General features: G+C 59.3%; 17 protein-coding genes. 13 read left to right on the top strand and 4 right to left on the bottom strand.

Annotated elements, in window-relative coordinates; translation table 11 throughout:
- Positions 1 to 547: 547 nt before the first annotated feature.
- The 7 genes from typA to HMPREF2751_RS07935 all read left to right on the top strand — a co-directional run bounded on the left by typA (position 548) and on the right by HMPREF2751_RS07935 (position 8,934).
- A complete protein-coding gene (gene typA / locus HMPREF2751_RS07965) occupies positions 548 to 2,461 on the top strand; it encodes a translational GTPase TypA (RefSeq protein ID WP_016422389.1) in 1,914 nt (637 codons plus the stop codon).
- Positions 2,462 to 2,543: 82 nt separating this feature from the next.
- Positions 2,544 to 4,688, top strand: a complete 2,145-nt coding sequence (locus tag HMPREF2751_RS07960; protein ID WP_070595829.1) for an ABC transporter family substrate-binding protein — start codon at positions 2,544 to 2,546, stop codon at positions 4,686 to 4,688.
- Positions 4,689 to 4,696: 8 nt separating this feature from the next.
- Positions 4,697 to 5,650 (top strand): N-acetyl-1-D-myo-inositol-2-amino-2-deoxy-alpha-D-glucopyranoside deacetylase, encoded by a 954-nt coding sequence (mshB, locus tag HMPREF2751_RS07955; RefSeq protein WP_069358855.1) that lies wholly within the window; start codon positions 4,697 to 4,699, stop codon positions 5,648 to 5,650.
- Entirely contained in the window at positions 5,643 to 6,164 is a 522-nt protein-coding gene (locus HMPREF2751_RS07950) for a hypothetical protein (RefSeq protein ID WP_069358854.1), read from the top strand. The genes mshB and HMPREF2751_RS07950 overlap by 8 nt, the downstream gene beginning before the upstream one ends.
- Before the next feature lie 232 nt (positions 6,165 to 6,396).
- A complete protein-coding gene (gene fdxA / locus HMPREF2751_RS07945) occupies positions 6,397 to 6,720 on the top strand; it encodes a ferredoxin (RefSeq protein WP_069358853.1) in 324 nt (107 codons plus the stop codon).
- 54 nt (positions 6,721 to 6,774) lie between these two features.
- A complete protein-coding gene (gene dapC, locus HMPREF2751_RS07940; protein ID WP_069358852.1) occupies positions 6,775 to 7,902 on the top strand; it encodes a succinyldiaminopimelate transaminase in 1,128 nt (375 codons plus the stop codon).
- Positions 7,903 to 7,992: 90 nt separating this feature from the next.
- The gene (locus HMPREF2751_RS07935) at positions 7,993 to 8,934 is read left to right on the top strand and encodes a pseudouridine synthase (protein WP_069358851.1); all 942 of its coding nucleotides are present in this window, start codon (positions 7,993 to 7,995) and stop codon (positions 8,932 to 8,934) included.
- Here the strand turns inward: HMPREF2751_RS07935 and dapD are convergent.
- The 3 genes from dapD to HMPREF2751_RS07920 form a co-directional block, all read right to left on the bottom strand.
- Positions 8,931 to 9,902, bottom strand: coding sequence for a 2,3,4,5-tetrahydropyridine-2,6-dicarboxylate N-succinyltransferase (gene dapD / locus HMPREF2751_RS07930; RefSeq protein WP_049190052.1), 972 nt, complete (start codon positions 9,900 to 9,902; stop codon positions 8,931 to 8,933). The two genes, HMPREF2751_RS07935 and dapD, sit on opposite strands and share 4 nt — an antisense overlap.
- A gap of 116 nt (positions 9,903 to 10,018) precedes the next feature.
- Positions 10,019 to 11,422 carry an amino acid permease gene (locus HMPREF2751_RS07925; protein WP_275451916.1) on the bottom strand — a complete coding sequence of 468 codons (1,404 nt, stop codon included), beginning with the start codon at positions 11,420 to 11,422 and terminating at the stop codon, positions 10,019 to 10,021.
- A gap of 123 nt (positions 11,423 to 11,545) precedes the next feature.
- Complete coding sequence (locus tag HMPREF2751_RS07920; RefSeq protein ID WP_038628339.1) at positions 11,546 to 12,538, bottom strand: 2,3,4,5-tetrahydropyridine-2,6-dicarboxylate N-succinyltransferase; 993 nt, start codon at positions 12,536 to 12,538, stop codon at positions 11,546 to 11,548.
- A gap of 83 nt (positions 12,539 to 12,621) precedes the next feature.
- Here HMPREF2751_RS07920 and HMPREF2751_RS07915 point away from each other — a divergent pair, with 83 nt between their 5' ends.
- From HMPREF2751_RS07915 to HMPREF2751_RS07890, 6 genes are all read left to right on the top strand, one after another.
- Positions 12,622 to 13,512 (top strand): hypothetical protein, encoded by an 891-nt coding sequence (locus HMPREF2751_RS07915; RefSeq protein WP_246823196.1) that lies wholly within the window; start codon positions 12,622 to 12,624, stop codon positions 13,510 to 13,512.
- A gap of 5 nt (positions 13,513 to 13,517) precedes the next feature.
- Positions 13,518 to 14,654, top strand: coding sequence for a succinyl-diaminopimelate desuccinylase (gene dapE / locus HMPREF2751_RS07910; protein WP_070595815.1), 1,137 nt, complete (start codon positions 13,518 to 13,520; stop codon positions 14,652 to 14,654).
- 69 nt (positions 14,655 to 14,723) lie between these two features.
- Positions 14,724 to 15,551: an LOG family protein gene (locus HMPREF2751_RS07905; protein WP_070429515.1), complete on the top strand. Its 828-nt coding sequence runs from the start codon at positions 14,724 to 14,726 to the stop codon at positions 15,549 to 15,551.
- 45 nt (positions 15,552 to 15,596) lie between these two features.
- Positions 15,597 to 16,409, top strand: a complete 813-nt coding sequence (gene folP / locus HMPREF2751_RS07900) for a dihydropteroate synthase (protein WP_070437943.1) — start codon at positions 15,597 to 15,599, stop codon at positions 16,407 to 16,409.
- A 222-nt stretch (positions 16,410 to 16,631) separates the two neighbouring features.
- On the top strand, positions 16,632 to 16,799 hold the full coding sequence (locus HMPREF2751_RS07895) for a DUF3117 domain-containing protein (protein ID WP_005509573.1): 168 nt from the start codon (positions 16,632 to 16,634) through the stop codon (positions 16,797 to 16,799).
- Between the two features lie 313 nt (positions 16,800 to 17,112).
- Positions 17,113 to 17,988, top strand: a complete 876-nt coding sequence (locus HMPREF2751_RS07890) for a methyltransferase domain-containing protein (protein WP_069358883.1) — start codon at positions 17,113 to 17,115, stop codon at positions 17,986 to 17,988.
- A 3-nt stretch (positions 17,989 to 17,991) separates the two neighbouring features.
- On the opposite strand, the gene budA is transcribed toward HMPREF2751_RS07890, so the two are convergent.
- A complete protein-coding gene (gene budA, locus HMPREF2751_RS07885; RefSeq protein WP_080969585.1) occupies positions 17,992 to 18,741 on the bottom strand; it encodes an acetolactate decarboxylase in 750 nt (249 codons plus the stop codon).
- Between the last annotated feature and the right edge of the window lie 9 nt (positions 18,742 to 18,750).

The raw sequence follows: 18,750 nt of genomic DNA, 5'->3' as shown, positions 1-18,750 counted from the left end.
GGAAAGATTTGAAAAAGAAATGTTCAGAATCTTCTCAGGAGATTAACGCACGGATTCTCGCGTGTCGCAAGTTAATTAGAGTGATTTGTGATGTAGAACGAGATGATTGTGACAATTGAGGCGCAATGCGTACGCATGGGGTTAATGGTGTTTCGCAGCGTGTAAGCGGGTGAAGTCAAGTCTCTTCCCGTGGGGTTACAGCTATGACATTTAGTCACATCTACCACACGGTGGGCTGAGAGATTGCCGTCGTGAAGCGTTGTGGCGCTGGCGGATATGCCGTTATGGCTGTCGGTAAAGCGGGGGTGCAGTAAGGGGGTAATTTATCCCTAAGGGTGGCGCGGCAGTGCCACTTTGCATGACGGATAGGTGCTCGGGGTTGCGAGAATCTCTGCCAGATGTGCAGGGGCATTAAGAAGGAGTACACTGTAGAACGCTTTATTACGCGTTGATGCGGGGCGTTAAAGGCAGTCGTAAAGACAGTCCTTTAGAGCAAGGCCGTATCTTTTTCTTTTAGTCCTCTTAGCTTGTTAGGAGCTATCCGCCTGTGAGCGATACCGAGTTCCGTAATGTCGCCATTGTCGCACACGTCGACCATGGCAAGACCACTCTCGTGAACGCCATGCTGGAGCAGTCCGGCGTTTTCAGCGACCACGAAGAAGTTGCAGACCGAGTGATGGACTCTGGTGACCTTGAAAAGGAAAAGGGCATCACCATCTTGGCGAAGAACACCGCTATTCGCCGAAAAGGTGAGGGCAAGAACGGCGAAGACCTCATCATCAACGTCATTGACACCCCTGGTCACGCCGACTTTGGTGGCGAGGTGGAGCGCGCACTGTCCATGGTTGACGGTGTCGTGCTGCTGATCGACTCCTCTGAAGGTCCGCTGCCGCAGACCCGCTTCGTCCTGGGCAAGGCGCTTGCTGCCTGCATGCCGGTGATTATCGTGGTCAATAAGACTGACCGCCCAGATGCACGTATCGACGAGGTTGTCGAGGAAGCACAGGATCTGCTGCTCGAGCTAGCCTCCACCCTGGAAGACCCGGAAGCTGCTGAGGTCGCTGAGCGCAACCTTGAGCTGCCGGTTCTCTATGCCTCTGGTCGTGCCGGTAAGGCTTCTACCGAGAACCCGGGTAACGGCAACTTGCCGGAGTCTGAGAACCTGCAGCCGCTGTTCGACGTCATCACCGAGGTGCTCCCGGAGCCGTCCGCTGAGATTGATGCCCCGCTGCAGGCGCAGGTTACCAACCTGGACTCCAGCTCCTTCCTCGGTCGAATTGGTCTGATTCGTATCCATAAGGGCCGTATCCGCAAGGGACAGCAGATTTCGTGGATTCATTACGACTCCGAGGGCAATGAGCATGTCAAGAATGCGAAGGTCGCGGAGCTGCTGCGTACCGTCGGCGTGACCCGCGTACCTGCTGAAGAGGCCATTGCTGGTGACATCGCCGCTATCTCCGGTATCGACGAGGTCATGATCGGTGACTCTCTCTGTGATGCCGAGCATCCGGACCCGCTGCCGCGCATCCTGGTCGATGAGCCGGCTATTTCTATGACGATCGGCGTGAACACCTCGCCACTGGCAGGCCAGGGTGGTGGCGATAAGCTGACCGCTCGTATGGTCAAGGCCCGCCTGGACCAGGAGTTGATTGGTAACGTCTCGCTGCGCGTGCTGCCGACCGAGCGCCCGGATGCCTGGGAGGTGCAGGGCCGTGGTGAAATGGCGCTGTCCGTTCTGGTTGAAACTATGCGTCGTGAGGGCTTTGAGCTGACCGTCGGTAAGCCGCAGGTTGTTACCAAGACCGTCGACGGCAAGGTTCAGGAGCCGTACGAGCACCTGACCATTGATGTTCCTGAAGAGCACCTGGGTGCTGTCACTCAGCTGATGGCGGCTCGTAAGGGGCGCATGGAGCAGATGGGTAACCAGGGCACCGGTTGGGTGCGCATGGAGTTCCTCATTCCGTCCCGCGGTCTGATTGGCTTCCGCACTACTTTCATGACGGAGACCAAGGGCACCGGTATCGCCAATCACTACTCGGCCGGCTACGGCGAGTGGGCTGGTGAGATTAAGGACCGTCCGACAGGATCGTTGGTGGCTGACCGTACCGGCCAGATCACCGCTTACGCACTGATTCAGCTTTCTGACCGCGGCACCTTCTTCGTCGAGCCGGGTGACCAGGCTTACGAGGGCATGGTCGTTGGCCAGAATCCGCGTGATGAGGACATGGACATCAACATCACCAAGGAAAAGAAGCTGACCAATATGCGCGCAGCCTCGGCTGATGCGACCGTGACTCTGGAGAAGGCGCACAAGCTTTCCCTCGATGAGGCTATGGAGTTCTGTGGTGCTGACGAATGTGTTGAGGTCACCCCGGAGGGCATTCGCGTACGCAAGCAGATCCTCAGCGCCACCGATCGCGCTCGCGCTCGTTCCCGCGCGAAGGCCATGAATAAGAAGTAATTCGGGTTGCTAGGGGACTGGGCCACCTGAAAACCAGTCTCGGGGTAACTGACTCGGTCAGGTGTCGAGTAATCTCGTGGATATGTTTATTCGCAGCCGTCGTCACGCAGCTTCTCGTCGATTTTTCGTAGCATCGACACTCTGCGTGACGGCGGCTTTGGCGTCTTCGTGCATGGCTCGCCCGTCGGACGCTCCGACTGTGCCCGGGCAGCAGGAAGTGCCGGTGCAGCAGGAAGACACCGCTGACCAGGCTAAAAAGATGCGTGAAGTCACGGTCGGTGTCGACGAGTTTGTCGAAGGCTTCAATCCGCATTTGCTTGCCGACGTCTCCCCGGTGACCAGCCTGGTAGCGCGACTGACACTGCCTAGTGTTTTCACCCCTGCGCCGGTAGAGGGCGAGGCTGGTGACGCTAGTGCCTCCGCGCAAGCTCCCGGAGTGGTGGATAACGCTGCCAACGCTCGCTCGGCAGGAGCTCCCCAGTGGCTGCTCAACTCCGACTTGCTGGATTCCGTGCAGGTCATCGAGAGTGATGACAGCAAAGACGGTGACGCCAGAAACGGAGCTGGAAACGGAAAAGCGGCCGATGTTGACATCACGGATCCGACGGTAGCGGCAGAGCATGTCCGCTACCGCATTCGAAAAGGGGCGCAGTGGAGCGATGGCACGCCAATCAGTGGCGAGGACTTCCGCTACCTATTTTCCCAAGTCACGTCCACGCCAGGATCGCTGGATACGGCGACTTATGAGCTGATTAAATCCATTGATGTCTCCGATGGTGGCCGTCAGATTGACGTGACGTTCACTCAGCCGATTACGCATTGGCAGCGCCTGTTTGCACATCTCTTGCCAGCGCATTTGATGCGGTCGAACACTGATGGTTTTTCCGAAGGGCTGGCCAGCCGTTTCCCGGCCTCCGGTGGGCAGTACACCGTCGAGTCGATGGATGTCGGCCGCAACATCATTCGACTGGTTCGAAATGACCGCTACTGGGGTGAGCAGCCAGCAGCCTCGGAGGTTATTACGCTGCGTGCCATGCGTAGTGCCATCGATGGTGCGGAGCAACTGCGTTCGAAGCAGATCCATGCCGTGCAGGTCCGTCCGACGGAGACCTCTGAGCTGACGTACGGTCTGGTCCCCGGTGTTGCTGAGTTCTTCCATGAGCCGAACCGGGAACTGGTTTTCAGTACCAATCTCGCGTCGAGCAGGCTTGCCGACGAATCCGTCCGCCGGGCCATTCTGAGCACCATCAACGTTGCAGAGGTCTCAGAGGTGGCCACCGGGCGCCGAATTGCGGGTGGTTCTGGTGACGGTGGTGACCAGGAGCGATTCGAGACACCACAGGCTGGTTTTACTGAGGACAATCCGCTACGAATTGGCATCATCAGCGACGGTATAGCGGCACGCGCTGCGGCTTTTGCGGTCGCTGACCAGTTGACTGCAGCTGGTATCCCCGCCACCGTTGTTTCGTATTCTCCGGCGGACATGCTGCGGTCTTCGTTGCCCTACGGAACTGTCGATGCCGTGGTGGCATGGGCAGAGCAGCCCAATTCTGTCCAGGCGGCCCGGGAACGCTATGTGTGTACGGAAGGCTCGGTCAGTTCGCTGCCGCCGAAGGACCTGGACGAAGCGGGCGCAGAGTCGGCTGCTGAGTCTGAGTCCGAGTCTGATTCTGAGCTCGTCGATAGTTCGACAAGGCCTGCGCCAAGTGGAGATCGGGAAAAGAGTGCTGAAGAGCAGGGCTCGTTGGACGGGACAACACCATCTGAACAGTCCAAATCTTCTACCTCAGCGGAGCCGGCTGACCTAAATGGAGTACCAGTTGCTCCGAAATCGGCTGCTCGGAGCGAGAATCTCTCCGGTCTTTGTGACCCACAGATTGATGAGCTGCTCGCTCCCGACAGTTCTGCGTTGCCCGCTGAACTCGCCGATATCATTGCTGGCCACAGTATCGAGCTGACCTTGGTGAAAGACGGCTTGCTGACGGTGGTCAGCCCGGAAATTACAATTACCGGGAGGAGGGGCTCTTCGCAGTGGACCGATGACCCAGTGTTGGGCCGCCTCGGTGTTCTGGGCGAGGTTCGCCGTGTCTCGACACAGAGTGGGGCTCGAGAATCGTCTGAGAATTCTCAGACGAGAGATAATCCGCGCGAAGATACAGAGCAGGACGGTTCGGGTCAGAACCAAGATGGCCGCGATAACATCGACCAGGAGAACAAGGGGAAGTAAGAAAGTCCGTGAAGTTGCTTTTTGTTCACGCACATCCAGATGACGAGTCCATTTGGACAGGTGGTTTGATTGCGGCTGCCGCGCGTTCCGGAGCGTCGGTAAGCGTAGTGACCTGCACGATGGGCGAGCTGGGAGAGGTCATCGGTGCGCCGTACCAGGGGCTAGTTGCTGATGAAGCCGACCAGTTGGGCGGTTTCCGCGTCGCCGAGTTGCGCTCGGCGCTGCGTGCGTTAGGCGCCAACGGTCCTGATAACGCGCCGCGGTTCCTCGGCGGCGCTGGACGTTGGCGTGACTCCGGGATGGCCGGTGACAAGGGCAATGAGCATCCGCGTGCCTTCGTGAACTCAGGTGATGAGGCGGTCGCCCAGCTTCGCACCATCCTCGATGAGCTGCAGCCAGACCTGGTCATTACCTACGACGCCGATGGTGGCTATGGGCATCCGGACCACATTCGTGCGCACGATATCACTGTCGCGGCGTGCGGAAATCGCTTTCCGACGCTGTGGGCGGTCACCGATCGTGAGGCAATGGCGGCGGGGCTGGATGCCATTACCGTGGTACCGGAGAGCTGGCAGTCGTGCGATGTCGACGACTTCGCCACCGTGACTGGCCATTTCGAGGTTCAGCTGGATGACGCCGCTGTGGCTGCCAAGGTTGAGGCCATGCGCGCGCATGCGACGCAGGTGTGGTTCGCCGATGGTTCCGTCAGCGAGGTTAATCCGGATGCTGTCTATGGGCAGACCGATGGCTCTGGTCGTGCGCGAGCCGTCTGGGCGTTTTCCAATTTGCTGTGTCAGCCGGTGACACCGACTGAGGCATACCGTTTTGGTACGGCGACCGCTGCGTCCCTGGAAGAGCTGGGGGAGCTGGTGAATATCCAATTACCGCCAGAGCCGGTAGCGAGCGTCGACTCTGTACCGAGCGTGGATCTGGAAGCGGAGGGGAGTGCGGACGATGAGTAACCCTCAGCCTCACGAAAGCGAAGACTTGATTAACGCTGCTGGCGGAAAGTTGAAGAACGAGCGCTTGAGTATTGAAAAGCGCACATTCGGGGATGAGCGCTATTGGGGTGACCCGGAACGTTCGCAGCCACGCGAGAACTTCCATCAGGGGGAGGTCACAGTAGCGCTAGTCTGGCTGTCGCTGGCTGCGTTGGCAGCGTTGGTGATTGAAGTAGTTTTCCTCGGAGTGTGGATTACCATCGGCTCGGTTGCTATTCCGTTGCCGTGGACCATTCCGCTGGCCTATATTGCCAATCTGATTATCACCAACACAGCGTTGCTGTGGACACGCGATCGCTCCAAAGCTGCAATTCCGACTGTCATCTGGGTGCTGGGCTTTGCAGGCATTCTGCTGTGGGCAGTGCTGCCCTTCGGTGGGGACTTGGCAATGGGGCAGTGGTTGCGAACAGTGCTGCTGCTTGTTTGCGGTGTGCTGGGCGGTGCCTGGCCACTGCGCCATCTGCGGGCACTCTAGCGAAAACCGCAGCGGATACTGCAGGAGACGGTGAGGAATTGATACAGGGCAGGCCCGCATCAATGTGGCTCTTTCTGGAGCCAGTTGAAAACAACACCCACGTTGGGTGTAGACTCCAATCTGAATATACCGCTCTGTCTATTTTGCTCTGTTTCTCGTCGGAACGGCATAATCGACAGATAGCGAAAGCCTCATCCCATATCTTGTGAGAAAGGTTCTTAAACCTAAAACCATGACTTACATCATTGCCCAGCCATGTGTTGACGTCCTCGACCGTGCCTGTGTTGAAGAGTGCCCGGTTGACTGCATTTACGAGGGCAAGCGCATGCTCTACATTCATCCTGATGAGTGCGTGGACTGTGGCGCTTGTGAACCGGTCTGCCCAGTCGAGGCCATCTTCTACGAGGACGATGTTCCGGATGAGTGGGTTGAATTCATCGATGCGAATGTCGACTGGTTCGATGAGTTGGGTTCCCCGGGTGGTGCCGCCAAGCTCGGCCCCCAGGACTTCGATGTGCCATTCGTGGCAGCTCTGCCGCCGCAGGCAGAAGAATAAAACCACAGATGATTAAACCTATTTCTTTTCCCGGGAAGGACTTCATCACCGCCCATGTCAGCTGCCCGTAAGCGCGTAACTCCCGGTTCTCTTTTGCCTCAGTTTCCGTGGGATTCTCTCACGCAGGCGAAAGCCACTGCGGCTGCGCATGAAGAGGGCATGGTCAATCTCTCGGTCGGCACACCGGTCGATGAAGTCGCTCCGATAATTCGGAAGGGCCTTACCGAAGGTGCTGCCGCACCGGGTTACCCTCAGACCGTCGGCACGCCTGAGCTACGTGCTGCGATTGTTGCAGCGATGGCGCGGCGCTACGGCGTGACGGGACTGGAGTCAGCGGTCAATGGCGGCAATGTGCTTCCGGTCATCGGCACCAAGGAAGCGATTGGCTGGCTTCCCTTCCTCCTCGGCGTAGGCGCGGGGCACACCGTCGTCATCCCCGAGCTGGCATATCCCACCTACGAGGTCGGCGTTCGCATCGCAGGCGCTGAGCTGCTGCGTGCGGACTCGCTGACGCAAATCGGCCCCGCCTCGCCGACGCTGATGTTCATCAATTCCCCGGGCAACCCCAACGGCAAGGTCCTCGGTGTTGAACACCTGCGCAAGGTGGTTGAGTGGGCGCGTGCTCGGGACGTCGTTGTCGCCTCTGACGAGTGCTACCTGGGGCTCGGTTGGACTGAACAGCCAGTCAGTATTCTCGACCCGCGAGTGTGCGACGGTGATTTCACCAACCTGCTGGCTATTCACTCGCTGTCCAAGACGTCGAACATGGCGTCGTACCGCACCGGCTGGTTCGCTGGCGACGCGGACCTCATCGCCGAGCTGGTTTCCGTGCGCCGTCACATGGGGCTGATGATGCCGGGACCCATCCAGCACGCCACGATCGCCGCGCTTAACGACGACTCCCACGAGGCCGAACAAAAGCAGCGATACTGTGACCGCCGTGAGATTCTGCATGATGCACTGGTAGCCGCAGGTTTTCGTATCGATGACTCCGAGGGCGGGCTCTATCTGTGGGCTACGCGCGGGGAAGACTGCTGGCAGACCGTTGATTGGCTGGCCGAACGCGGCATTTTGGTCGCGCCGGGTAGCTTCTACGGCCCCAAGGGTGCGCAGCACGTGCGGGTGGGGCTCACAGCAACGCTCAACGACATCGAAGTGGCGGCGGCGCGTATTCGCGGCTAGCCCCGGCCAGATGTGCTGGCCCGCGTAGGCCGAATGCTGCAAACGGTGCCGACATCGGCATAGACCAAATCATGAAAAAGGGAGTGTGCCGTGGGACGTGCCGCAGGCAATCGAGATGCGTGGTGGGGCCTTGAGAAGAACCGTCAGGCAGCGCAAGTCGATGCCGCCGCTCACGAGCGCGAGGAGTACATCCCCTTTGAGCCGGCAATCGTGGCCGACACCGATGAGTTTCTGGTCGTAGACAAGCCACCTTTTCTGCCGGCGACTCCCAATGGCCGCATCGTGGCCAATACCGTGCAGGAGCGACTGCGACGTAGTCTCGGGGAACCGGAGATAGTGGCCGTTCACCGCCTGGATCTTCTGACCAGTGGGCTGCTGTTGCTTTCCCGGAATCCGGCTACCCGTGCGCGCTACCAGCAGCTTTTCCAAAACCAGGAAATCACCAAAGAATACGAATGCCTCACCGTGATGCCCGATGATTGGCATGTGGGGGAAACCAGGGATGTCACGCTTCTGCTCGATCCCAACCCGGCGGGGCGCGGAGTAAAAGTCGTGGAGACCGACGATTTCGCTCGCGCTGCCGCGAAGAATCCCAAGTTCAAGCTCGCACGCACAACCGTGACCTTCCTCGGCCGAGTAGCCGCGGACATCGGCGATGTGCTGGCGAACAGCCATGGCGGTGGTGCGACCAGCACCAGCATTCCGCTGCACGCAGTCGGCTGTGGTTGTGGGCATTGCGGCAGCCGCATGCAGGTGGGGCACTGGCGGCTACAGCCCCATACGGGCCGCACGCATCAGCTGCGGGCGACGATGGACTGGCTAGGCTATCCCATCCTCGGTGAGGATACCTATGGCCGGGAAGCGGGGGCGCAGGGGCCGTCGGCAAGCGCGAGTGGAGTGCCAAAGTACACGCCGCAGTTGCGATTGACGGCGACCGCGCTGGCCTTTGTCGACCCCGTCACTGGTGAGCGACGTGCCTACCGGAGCGCGCGGACTATCGCGGCCCCGGCAGACGTGCCGACGACCCCTTAGTTAGCGTGCAGCTCCGCGCTGAGCTTCACCTTTTCGGCAGCCCACGGCACAACCTCGACTGCACCAGAGAGCGAGTTGCGGCGGAAGAGCATATTCGATCCGCCCGAGAGCTCGCGGGCCTTGAGCGTCTTCTTCACACCGTCTAGGGCAACGTGGCACTTGGTGCCGGCAGTGATGTAGAGCCCGGCTTCGAGTACGCAGTCATCGCCGAGCGAGATGCCGAGTCCAGCGTTCGCACCGAGTAGGCATCGCTTGCCGACGGACACAACTTCCTTACCTCCACCGGATAGTGTGCCCATGATGGACGCACCACCGCCGATATCGGAGCCGTCGTCGACGACGACCCCCTGAGAGATACGGCCTTCCACCATGGAGTGTCCAAGCGTGCCTGCGTTGAAGTTGACGAAGCCCTCGTGCATGACTGTGGTGCCCTCTGCGAGGTGGGCGCCTAGGCGTACGCGGTCAGCGTCACCGATGCGGACTCCGGTGGGAGTGACGTAGTCGACCATGCGGGGGAATTTATCGATGGAGTAGACGGTGACAGGCCCGCGGCGCGACAGCTTGGCTCGGGTTACCTCGAAGCCTTCGACAGCACAGGGGCCAAAATTCGTCCACACCACATTGTTGAGCTTGCCGAAGATGCCGTCCAGGTTGATGCTGTTGGGGGTGGCCAGGCGGTGGGACAGCAAATGGAGGCGCAGGTAGGCATCGATGGTGTCAACTGGTGCGTCATCGAGTGAAGCGATGGTAGCTGTGACCAGATGGCGGGTGGTGCCGCGGTCCGCATCGGCTACGGCCAGATCTGTGAGGTAGGTGAAATCTTCAGGCAGTGCGTCGGCGTCGATGGTTCCGGTCGTGGTGGAGGTTGCCACGCCCTCTTCGATGAGCTTGGGGGCGGGGAACCAGACGTCGAGAACAGTATCGTTGTTAAAAGTGGCAATGCCGGTAGCTTGTGCTCCAAATTTCATGGAAAACAGGCTACCGGCATATCCCTATCTATGAAAAGTGTTCCGCAAATGTGTAGCAAGGAAGTGTTCGGATAGGGGTAGCAGGGTGGTTAGACCCTGCAATTAATTGTCATGGGCTAGTTGCTTTCGCTGGACTCGAGAGCCTCGCGGGCCGCGGTGCGGCTCTTCTTAGTCAGTGCAGCGAGTACCGCGAGGAACGCAGTGACACACACAACGGCGATAACCTGCTGGCGAGCACCAGGATCGGTGAGCATGCCAACAGCGAGGCCCAGGATCAGGATGACCGCTACCCAGGACAGTGCCGGGTAGGCCCACATGCGAACGGAAAGCTCGTTGTTGGCCTCCATCTGCGGGCGCAGCTTAATCTCGGACAGGGCGATAACCAGCCAGATCACCAGCAAGCAGCCGCCGACAGCGTTCAGCAGGAAGACCAGGACACTCGAGCCGTCGAAGACAACCTGCAGGCCAACAGAGACGAAGGCGAAGACCATCGACATGATGACCGCACGGTTCGGAACTGCGTGCTCATTGGTGTGGGCGAAGAAGCGCGGTGCCTCACCGCGGGTGGACATCGAGTAGACCAGGCGAGAGGTGGCGTAAATCTGAGCGTTGAATGCGGACAGCAGCGCCAGAACGATAATGGCCTCCATGAAGCCAACCGCACCTGGAATGTTCGCCTGCTTTAGAACCTGGGTGAACGGCGACTCAGCTGCGGAGTCAGCGCCGTCGATCTGGGAGTACGGCAACAGCAGGATGATGACGGTCACGCAGCCCAGGTAGAACACAGAGATGCGGAAGATTACCGAGCGGACAGCAGCAGCGATGGAGCGCTGCGGATCCTCGGCCTCAGCAGCGGCAATCGTGACAATCTCGATACCGCCGAAGGCGAAGGCCACAGCCAACAGACCAGCGGCAATGCCGGAAACGCCATTCGGGAGGAATCCGGATTCGGCAATATGCGTCGTACCGACGAAGCTGGTGCCTGGCAGCAGACCGAAGAAAAGAAGAACGCCAATGACCAAGAACGCGATAATCACCGCGACCTTGATGAACGCGAACCAGAACTCAAACTCGCCGAAACCGCGCACATTCGCCAAATTCACTACAGCGAAGAAGACAACACAGATCAGGCCTGGAATCCAGCCCGGAATACCGAACCACGCACCCATGATGGCACCGGCGCCGGTGATTTCAGCACCGAGCACCATGATGAGCATGAACCAGTAGAGCCAACCGAGGACAAAGCCAGCCGAAGAACCAAAGGCCATCTCAGCATAGGTGGAGAAGCTACCCGGTGTCGGGCGGGCAGCGGCCATCTCGCCGAGCATCTGCATGACGAGGACGACAATGAAGCCAGCGATGACATAGGAAATGAGAACACCCGGGCCAGCTGCCTTAATGCCGACGCCCGTACCAAGGAAAAGACCGGCACCGATTGCGGAGCCAAGACCCATCATGGTCAGGTGTCGAACCTGCAGCCCCTTGCCCAGCTGAGATGTCTCGCCGGAGGTGGAGGTAATTTGCGATTCGGTCATGTCGCAAACATTACCTCGCTGATAACAGGGGCAATAACCGTATTACGGGTTTACCCCCATTCACCGTTTCGGGGCCCATTAATGTGCCTTCAAGACACCTAAAGTAGGTTATCCGGCCAGCTCATCCGGCACGTCGGCAAGCTGAGTGAAAGTAGCGGCACCTTCGTCATTGCCCGGGCGTTCCGTGCGGCGGACGCACACTGCCGAGTGGTCCGGGTGATGGTAGAAGTGCATATTGTTGCGGCCGGAGATTTCCCATGCCTGAATACGGCGGTTCTCCGCGGGGACATCGATGGGCGTATCGGGGGCAATGAGGATGCTTCGGTCAATAATGCAGTCATTACCGAGGCTGACGCCGACGGTGCCGGCCGCGATATCGATGTGGCAGCGCTCGCCAACCGTGAGCGGCTTACGCTGACCGGAATCGTCGTGAGCGGCAATGATGGAGGCCGACAGCCCCACCTTCGTGTGCGCACCAATGACAACACCGGAGGATAGACGTCCCTCAATCTTGCATGGGCCCAGAGTGCCCGAGTTCAGCGAGACAAATCCCTCGCGCAGTACTGACGTACCCGGTGCCAGATAAGCGCCCAACCGCACGCGCTCGGCCTCTGCAATGCGGACACCTGCGGGCAGCACATAGTCGACCATGCGCGGCATGCGGTCGATGGCGTAGACGTGAATCAGGCCGCGGACGCGCAAGTGGGTACGCAGTTGCTCGAAGTTGTCCGGCAGGCATGGCCCCTTGTTGGTCCACGCCACGACATGGAGCAGCTCGTAGAGCCCCTTGGTGTTGAGCTGGTGCGGCTTGACCAAGCGGTGGGAGAGCAGATGCAGGCGCAGGTAGGCATCGTGCGGGTCGACAGCCGGCTTGGACAAATCCTCAATAGACGTGCGCACTGCCACCTGCTCCACGCGGCGATCCTCGTCCAAAATCACCTGACGAAGCAGCTGCGGGGTCAAATCAGCGGCGCCGAGCCGGTGAGTGCTCGACTCTACGACCTCATCGCTTAACTGAGGTGCGGGAAACCAAGTATCGAGAACTGTACCGTCCATTGCGATGTTGGCGATTCCCGTAGCGACAGCACCAGATGTAATCATGATTCTTAATATTAGTATCCCTTAGAGGAATCTTCGCGGAAGGATGAACTATGCCCCTAGCTGGCCTTGAAAGCACACAGAAAATGAAGCAGTGGTTCTTAGTTAGCCTCATCATTGCTGTCAGTGTGCTCGGACTCGGCTTCGTCCTGGCCCTGCCGGTGGTCTTCTATGTCGGATTCGCACTGTTGAGTGCTTGGATTCTTGCCGTAGCCAGCTTCTTTGGTTTCGTTTTGCCGCCGCGAGCAATGCCAATTGGCGCAGTCGGTGTGGTGATTGCCGCAGTGGTTGCGCTCATCGCGCCGAACCGTCTGGTGCTGGTCATCGCAGTTGCCATCGCAGTGGGGCTCGGTGGTGGCATGATCGCCCGTCTTCTGCTGGAGCGCAAGAACCGCGATCAGCAGGCACGCATCGACGCTCTGCCGATGTGGGAGCGCGATGAGCTGGGCGATGTCGCCGAAACGCTTCGTCCTGCTTATCGACGAGACATCGATCCCACTCCAGTGCAGCTGCCACATGCAACGGCCAAGATTGTCGCGGCCGTCTGCAAGCCGTTGGCCGGTTCTACAGTGATTGTCAGCACGAATGAGCTGCGTCCGGTGATTGCGGTCTATGGCTCCCGTGTGGCTGTGGTCTATGGACCCGGCGCGGGGGTTGTCGAGGAAGAAAGCGGCAACGGAGAGGTGACCGATAATGCAGGGGAGGAGCGGGCGCTGGGGTCGTCGGCAAGCGAAACTCCGGAGGCAATCATTGCCCAAACTCTCCCGGAAGGAGCGAAAACCCTGGTCTTTGAGGTGGCTGATGGGCTTAAGCGTCCGGCGGAGGGGAGAATTGGTGTGACCTCCGCCGAACCGCATGAGCTGGCGCTGTTCCTCGGCGGTGGCGCGCCTGCCAATGGGGATGCGATCAATGGTCGTGCGGCGCATATTCATCACAAAATTCTGGTTTCGCTGGCGCACAATGGTTTGTACGCTTAATTGATGTGAAATCGAAGTTAAATCTGCTCCAAGATCCTGTAGACCTCACGGCGGCACTGGTGGACATCGAATCGGTGTCCCACAATGAGACCGCGATTGCGGATGCCGTCGAGGTGGCATTGCGTGAGGTCGCGCAGGCAGATGAGTCGATTGAGGTCCTGCGCATCGATAACAACGTGATTGCACGGACTCATCGTGGATTGCCGCAGCGTGTGATTCTGGCCGGACACCTGGATACGGTGCCGACTGCGGACAATGTGCCTTCGACGCGTGGGGTAGACGCGCAGGGAAGAGACACGCTCTTTGGCTGCGGAACTGTGGATATGAAAAGCGGGGACGCGGTCTATCTGCATGCTTTTGCGACGCTAGCGGCAAGCCAGGAGCTGCAGCGCGACCTGACGCTCATCATGTACGAATGCGAAGAGATCGCCGCGGAGTTCAACGGGTTGCGGCACTTGAGTGAGTCGCATCCGGAGCTTCTGACTGGCGATGTCGCTCTGTTGGGCGAGCCCAGCGGCAATGTCATCGAAGCCGGCTGCCAGGGCTCTATTCGCCTGCGTCTGACCGCGCACGGCACACGTGCACACTCGGCTCGGGCGTGGCTCGGCGACAACGCCGTGCACAAGTTAGCACCGGTGCTGTCACGCATTGCCGCCTATGAACCGCAGACCGTGGATATCGACGGCTTGGCCTACCGCGAAGGGCTCAACGTCGTCTGGCTGGAGGCCGGGGTTGCCACCAATACGCTTCCCGACGAGGCGGTGCTGCGAGTCAACTTCCGATTCGCGCCCAACCGCAGCGCCGATGAGGCCATGGCACACTTCCGCGAGGTGCTGGGACTCGACGAGTTTGCGGCCGAGGACCTCACCGTCGATGTCGAGGATGTGAGCCCTGGGGCACTACCGGGACTGCATGCGGCTGCTGCGAAGGAGTTGGTTGCGGTCGCAGGCGACGTCGTAAAGCCCAAGTTTGGGTGGACCGATGTGGCGCGTTTTTCCGCGCTCGGCATTCCTGCGGTGAACTTTGGCCCGGGTGACCCGGCGTACTGCCACAAGAAGGATGAGCAGATTCCGGTCGAGTGCATAACGGCACTGTGGGAGGATGTGCGGCGGTACTTGACCACCGCGCCGGTGGCTGAGTGAGCCTAGAATCACACCCCACCCTCGCCGAGCGGGTGCGCGTATGTCATTGCTGGCATACATTGTGAGGTTATGAAACCTGTACGTACTCCGTCCCCAGCTAAGCGCCGTGCACTCCGCGGCCCAATCGCGATTCGACAGGCGGGCGAACCGCAGGCGTCTACGACCGACCGCAGGCTGTTGTCACACAATCCGAACACGGACTGGCTGCACAACGATACCTGGCGTGTGCTGCGCATTCAGTCGGAGTTCGTTGACGGCTTTGGTGCGTTGGCGGAGATTCCGCCGGCGGTGACGGTATATGGTTCGGCACGTCTGCCAGAGGATAGCCCTTACTACCAGTGGGGCTTCGACCTGGGCAAGGCGCTGGCGGAGGCGGGTTACGCGACCATCACCGGTGGCGGCCCGGGCATCATGGAAGCCGCCAACCGCGGCTGCTACGACGCCGACGGCCTGTCCATTGGGTTGGGCATTGAGCTGCCGCACGAGCAGCACTTGAATGACTGGGTCGACCTGGGCATGAACTTCCGCTACTTCTTCGTGCGGAAGACCATGTTCCTGAAGTACTCGCAGGCGTTTATTTGCCTGCCGGGCGGTTTCGGCACTCTCGATGAACTCTTTGAGTCACTGGTGATGGTTCAGACCGAGAAGGTGGAAAATCACCCAATCGTGCTGCTCGGCACTGAGTTCTGGTCGGGGCTGGTTGATTGGATGCGTGAGAAACTAGTGGCCATGGAGCTGATTTCTCCGACTGATATGGACCTTTTCCTGGTCACCGACTCCATTGACGAAGCGGTCGAGTACATCGAGGCCGCGCACGAAAAGCTGTTGGAAGAGTGTGAGCCGACCTCTGACGTTTCCGAAAAGCTCCGCCGAGTCCGTCGCTTCAGCGAAAGGTAGGACGCTGTGCGGAGTTTTTATCAGGACTCCGCGGTGCCGACGGTGATGGCCATCGTCAATCGCACCCCGGATTCCTTCTATGACCGTGGCGCGACGGCTGCGGAGGAGGCTGCGCTTGCTCGCGTCGACGAAGTTGTTGCGGCAGGCGCGGGCATTGTCGACATCGGCGGCGTCAAGGCCGGTATCGGTGCAGAAGTAACTGTTGCCGAGGAAATCGAGCGCGTGGTGCCGACCATCGCGAAGGTCCGCGAGCGCTATCCTGACCTGCACATTAGCGTCGACACCTGGCGCGCCGAAGTCGGAGAGGCCGCCATTAACGCTGGCGCCAACCTCATTAATGACACTTGGGCGGGCCATGACCCGGAGCTGCTGGAAGTCGCGGGTTCCCACGGGATGGGTTACGTCTGCTCGCACACAGGTGGGGCACTGCCACGCACCAATCCGATTCGCGTGCGTTACGACGACGTCGTGGACGATGTCATCTCAGAAACCGGCAAACTCGCCCAGAGGGCAGTGGACGCTGGCGTGCCGGAGGACCGCATCCTCATCGATCCCACCCACGACTTTGGCAAGAACACCTACCACGGCCTCGAACTTCTGCGGCGCTGCAATGAGCTCGTGGCTACAGGCTGGCCGGTGCTTATGGCGCTGTCGAATAAGGACTTCGTCGGTGAGACTCTGGACCGCCCGGTCGAGCAACGTGTGCCCGGCACCTTGGCCGCGACTGCCCATGCGGCAGCTGCCGGCGTTGCGGTGTTTCGTTCGCATCAGGTGTCCGAAACCCTTGATGTCTGTCGCATGACTCTGGCTATTTCTGGTGATTTTGCACCACTGCATCCGGTGCGTGGGCTGGTGTAAGGGGCGTAGTTTGAGGCGCTTCACCCATGCCGCTGCGTGAAACAAAAGACTATGATGAAGAGAAGTAGTCGAAATGCCGACCGGGATTCTAAACCGGGATTTTAAACCGGGGTCTTAGACCGAGGTCTTGAACCGGGATTGTCAATCTCCCAGCTACCACAGCTGAGCTGGGGTAGCTGGTCGTCTCCTGCATCGACATTGTCTTAGAACGAAGGAGTTCACATGGCAGCAATGAAGCCGCGTACCGGTGATGGTCCGCTGGAGGCAGTTAAAGAGGGCAAGAAGATTGTGATGCGCGTCCCCGCAGATGGTGGTGGGCGCCTGGTGGTGGAACTGTCCCCGGAGGAAGCCAAGGAGCTCGGTGCAGAGCTTGTAGCAGTAGTGGAGTAGCAGAGTAGTGGGGTATCGGGTAGAGGCCGGGTAGTGGCCGGGCCTGTCCGGTTTTGACCCAGCGGCGACCTACACCAGTGGTGTAGGTCGCCTTTTCTTTTTCAGGTGATAACGGCTCGAATGAGGGTTTATGAACAAAAAATACGGGCTGCAAATGTGAAACTGTGCGAGTTTATGACACTTTCAAGCCAGTTTTCGGGCAATTTTTGTCATAAACGTAGTCAGTAACTCGCATTGGAGTTACTTGGCTGAGCTCGACACGGGCTAAGATAGTGAAAATTATTTTTCTAGCTCAGTTTGAGGAGTGACCGACGTGCTAGCTGACATCATTGATGTGCTTGCTGACCCCATCGATGGCACTGATTTGAAGTTTGGTGATGCCGAACGAATGACTCTGAAGTCCGAATCCGGACATAGCTATGATGTCGCCCGCCAGGGTTACGTTACGCTCGCCGGAGGGGCTGGTCTGCGCTACACCGGCGATGACGCCAAGATGATTACCGCCCGCGAGGAGTTCCTCTCTGGTGGCCACTATGCTCCATTCGTTGAGGCAGTTACAGGCAACGTCCAGGACGTGCTTGACGACGCCAACGTGTCCGAGGCCGCCAGCCCAGTCATCTGCGAAGTCGGTGCGGGCACTGGTTACTACCTCGCACACACGCTGGACAGCATTCCCAATTCCCGTGGCGTAGGCATTGATGTGTCTGTGCCGGCCGCCAAGCACCTGGCCAAGAGCCACCCGCGCCTCGGCGCCGTTGTAGCCGATGCGTGGGCGCGTCTGCCGCTGCGTGATGGCTCCATCGATGCGCTTACAGTCGTCTTCGCACCTCGCAACGCGGAGGAGTTCGCTCGCGTGCTCAAGCCGGGCGGCCAGGTTGTGGTTCTGACTGCCACCACTGGTCACTTGGGTGAGCTTCGTGAGCCACTGGGCATCATTGATGTCGAGCGCGGCAAGGTCGAGCGCATGATTTCCCAGGCAGAGGGGCACCTCGTGCCTGTTGGCGACCCGGAGCTGGTGGAGTTCGGTATGAATCTCAACCAGAGTGCAATTGCCGCTCAGATCGGTATGAGCCCGTCGGCACGTCATATTCACCCGGAGGTGCTGCAGGAACGCATTGCAGCGCTACCTGCAGAGATGTACGTCACCGCCCGTGCCTACGTCACCCGTCTGGGGCGCCCGGGCGACTAGCGCCTACTCCTTGACCTCGGTTTTGTGAATCTGTTCATCCAGGTCTTCCGGATCCAGGTCAGCATCCGAGAATTCCGCCGTTAGCGGAAGGCGAAGCTGCAGGTCAGTGCCCGGGCACAGTTCGATAGTGCCCGAGCGCAGCTTAAAGTCCAGCACATGCCCGCCGCCGGTGCCGCCTTCCGCAAGGAAGTGCACGTGACAGCCGGGCACCGAAATTCCCTTCTCGTACACCGGCGTGCGGAAGCCCGCAATCGTGCCCCGCAGGTTCTCGAAATCAACCGACGCGTCTTCTTCCGTCGCATCAACCATCTTCTGATACGGCTTTTCCTGCTTTACGACGGTTCGAGTCTTCACCCACTCAAATTCGCCGGTAATCCGCAGTGCGTACATAAAATTTTGGCTCGGCACCAGGGAATCGATGATGGGGCTAATTTCCTTGCGAGTCAGGTTTTCCGGCGCATCCATCACCGTGTGGGGAACGAAGTTGGTCACCACCGTGTAGGGGCTGCGCTGATCCATGGTGGCCCGGGTCGCGGAGCCGTCGTGACGCACCTGCCAGCAAACACCGTCGAGGATTACCATTTCGCCATCGAGACCGTCGAAGGTGCCGATGCCGAAGTTTCCATGACCAAGGATTTCGCCAATGGTCATCTCGCCGTCGTAGATGCCATCGAGCAGTGCGGACATCAGTGAGTTTTGGAAAATTGTGTGTCGGACCGTTGGAAAATTCTCGTGAGTGGTCATGGAAGCCATTATATTCTC

Source organism: Corynebacterium sp. HMSC063G05, assembly GCF_001810555.1.
Taxonomy (GTDB): domain Bacteria; phylum Actinomycetota; class Actinomycetes; order Mycobacteriales; family Mycobacteriaceae; genus Corynebacterium; species Corynebacterium jeikeium_D.
Note: the sequence above shows the minus strand (reverse complement) of the source record. Positions and strands in the feature narration are given on the sequence as shown.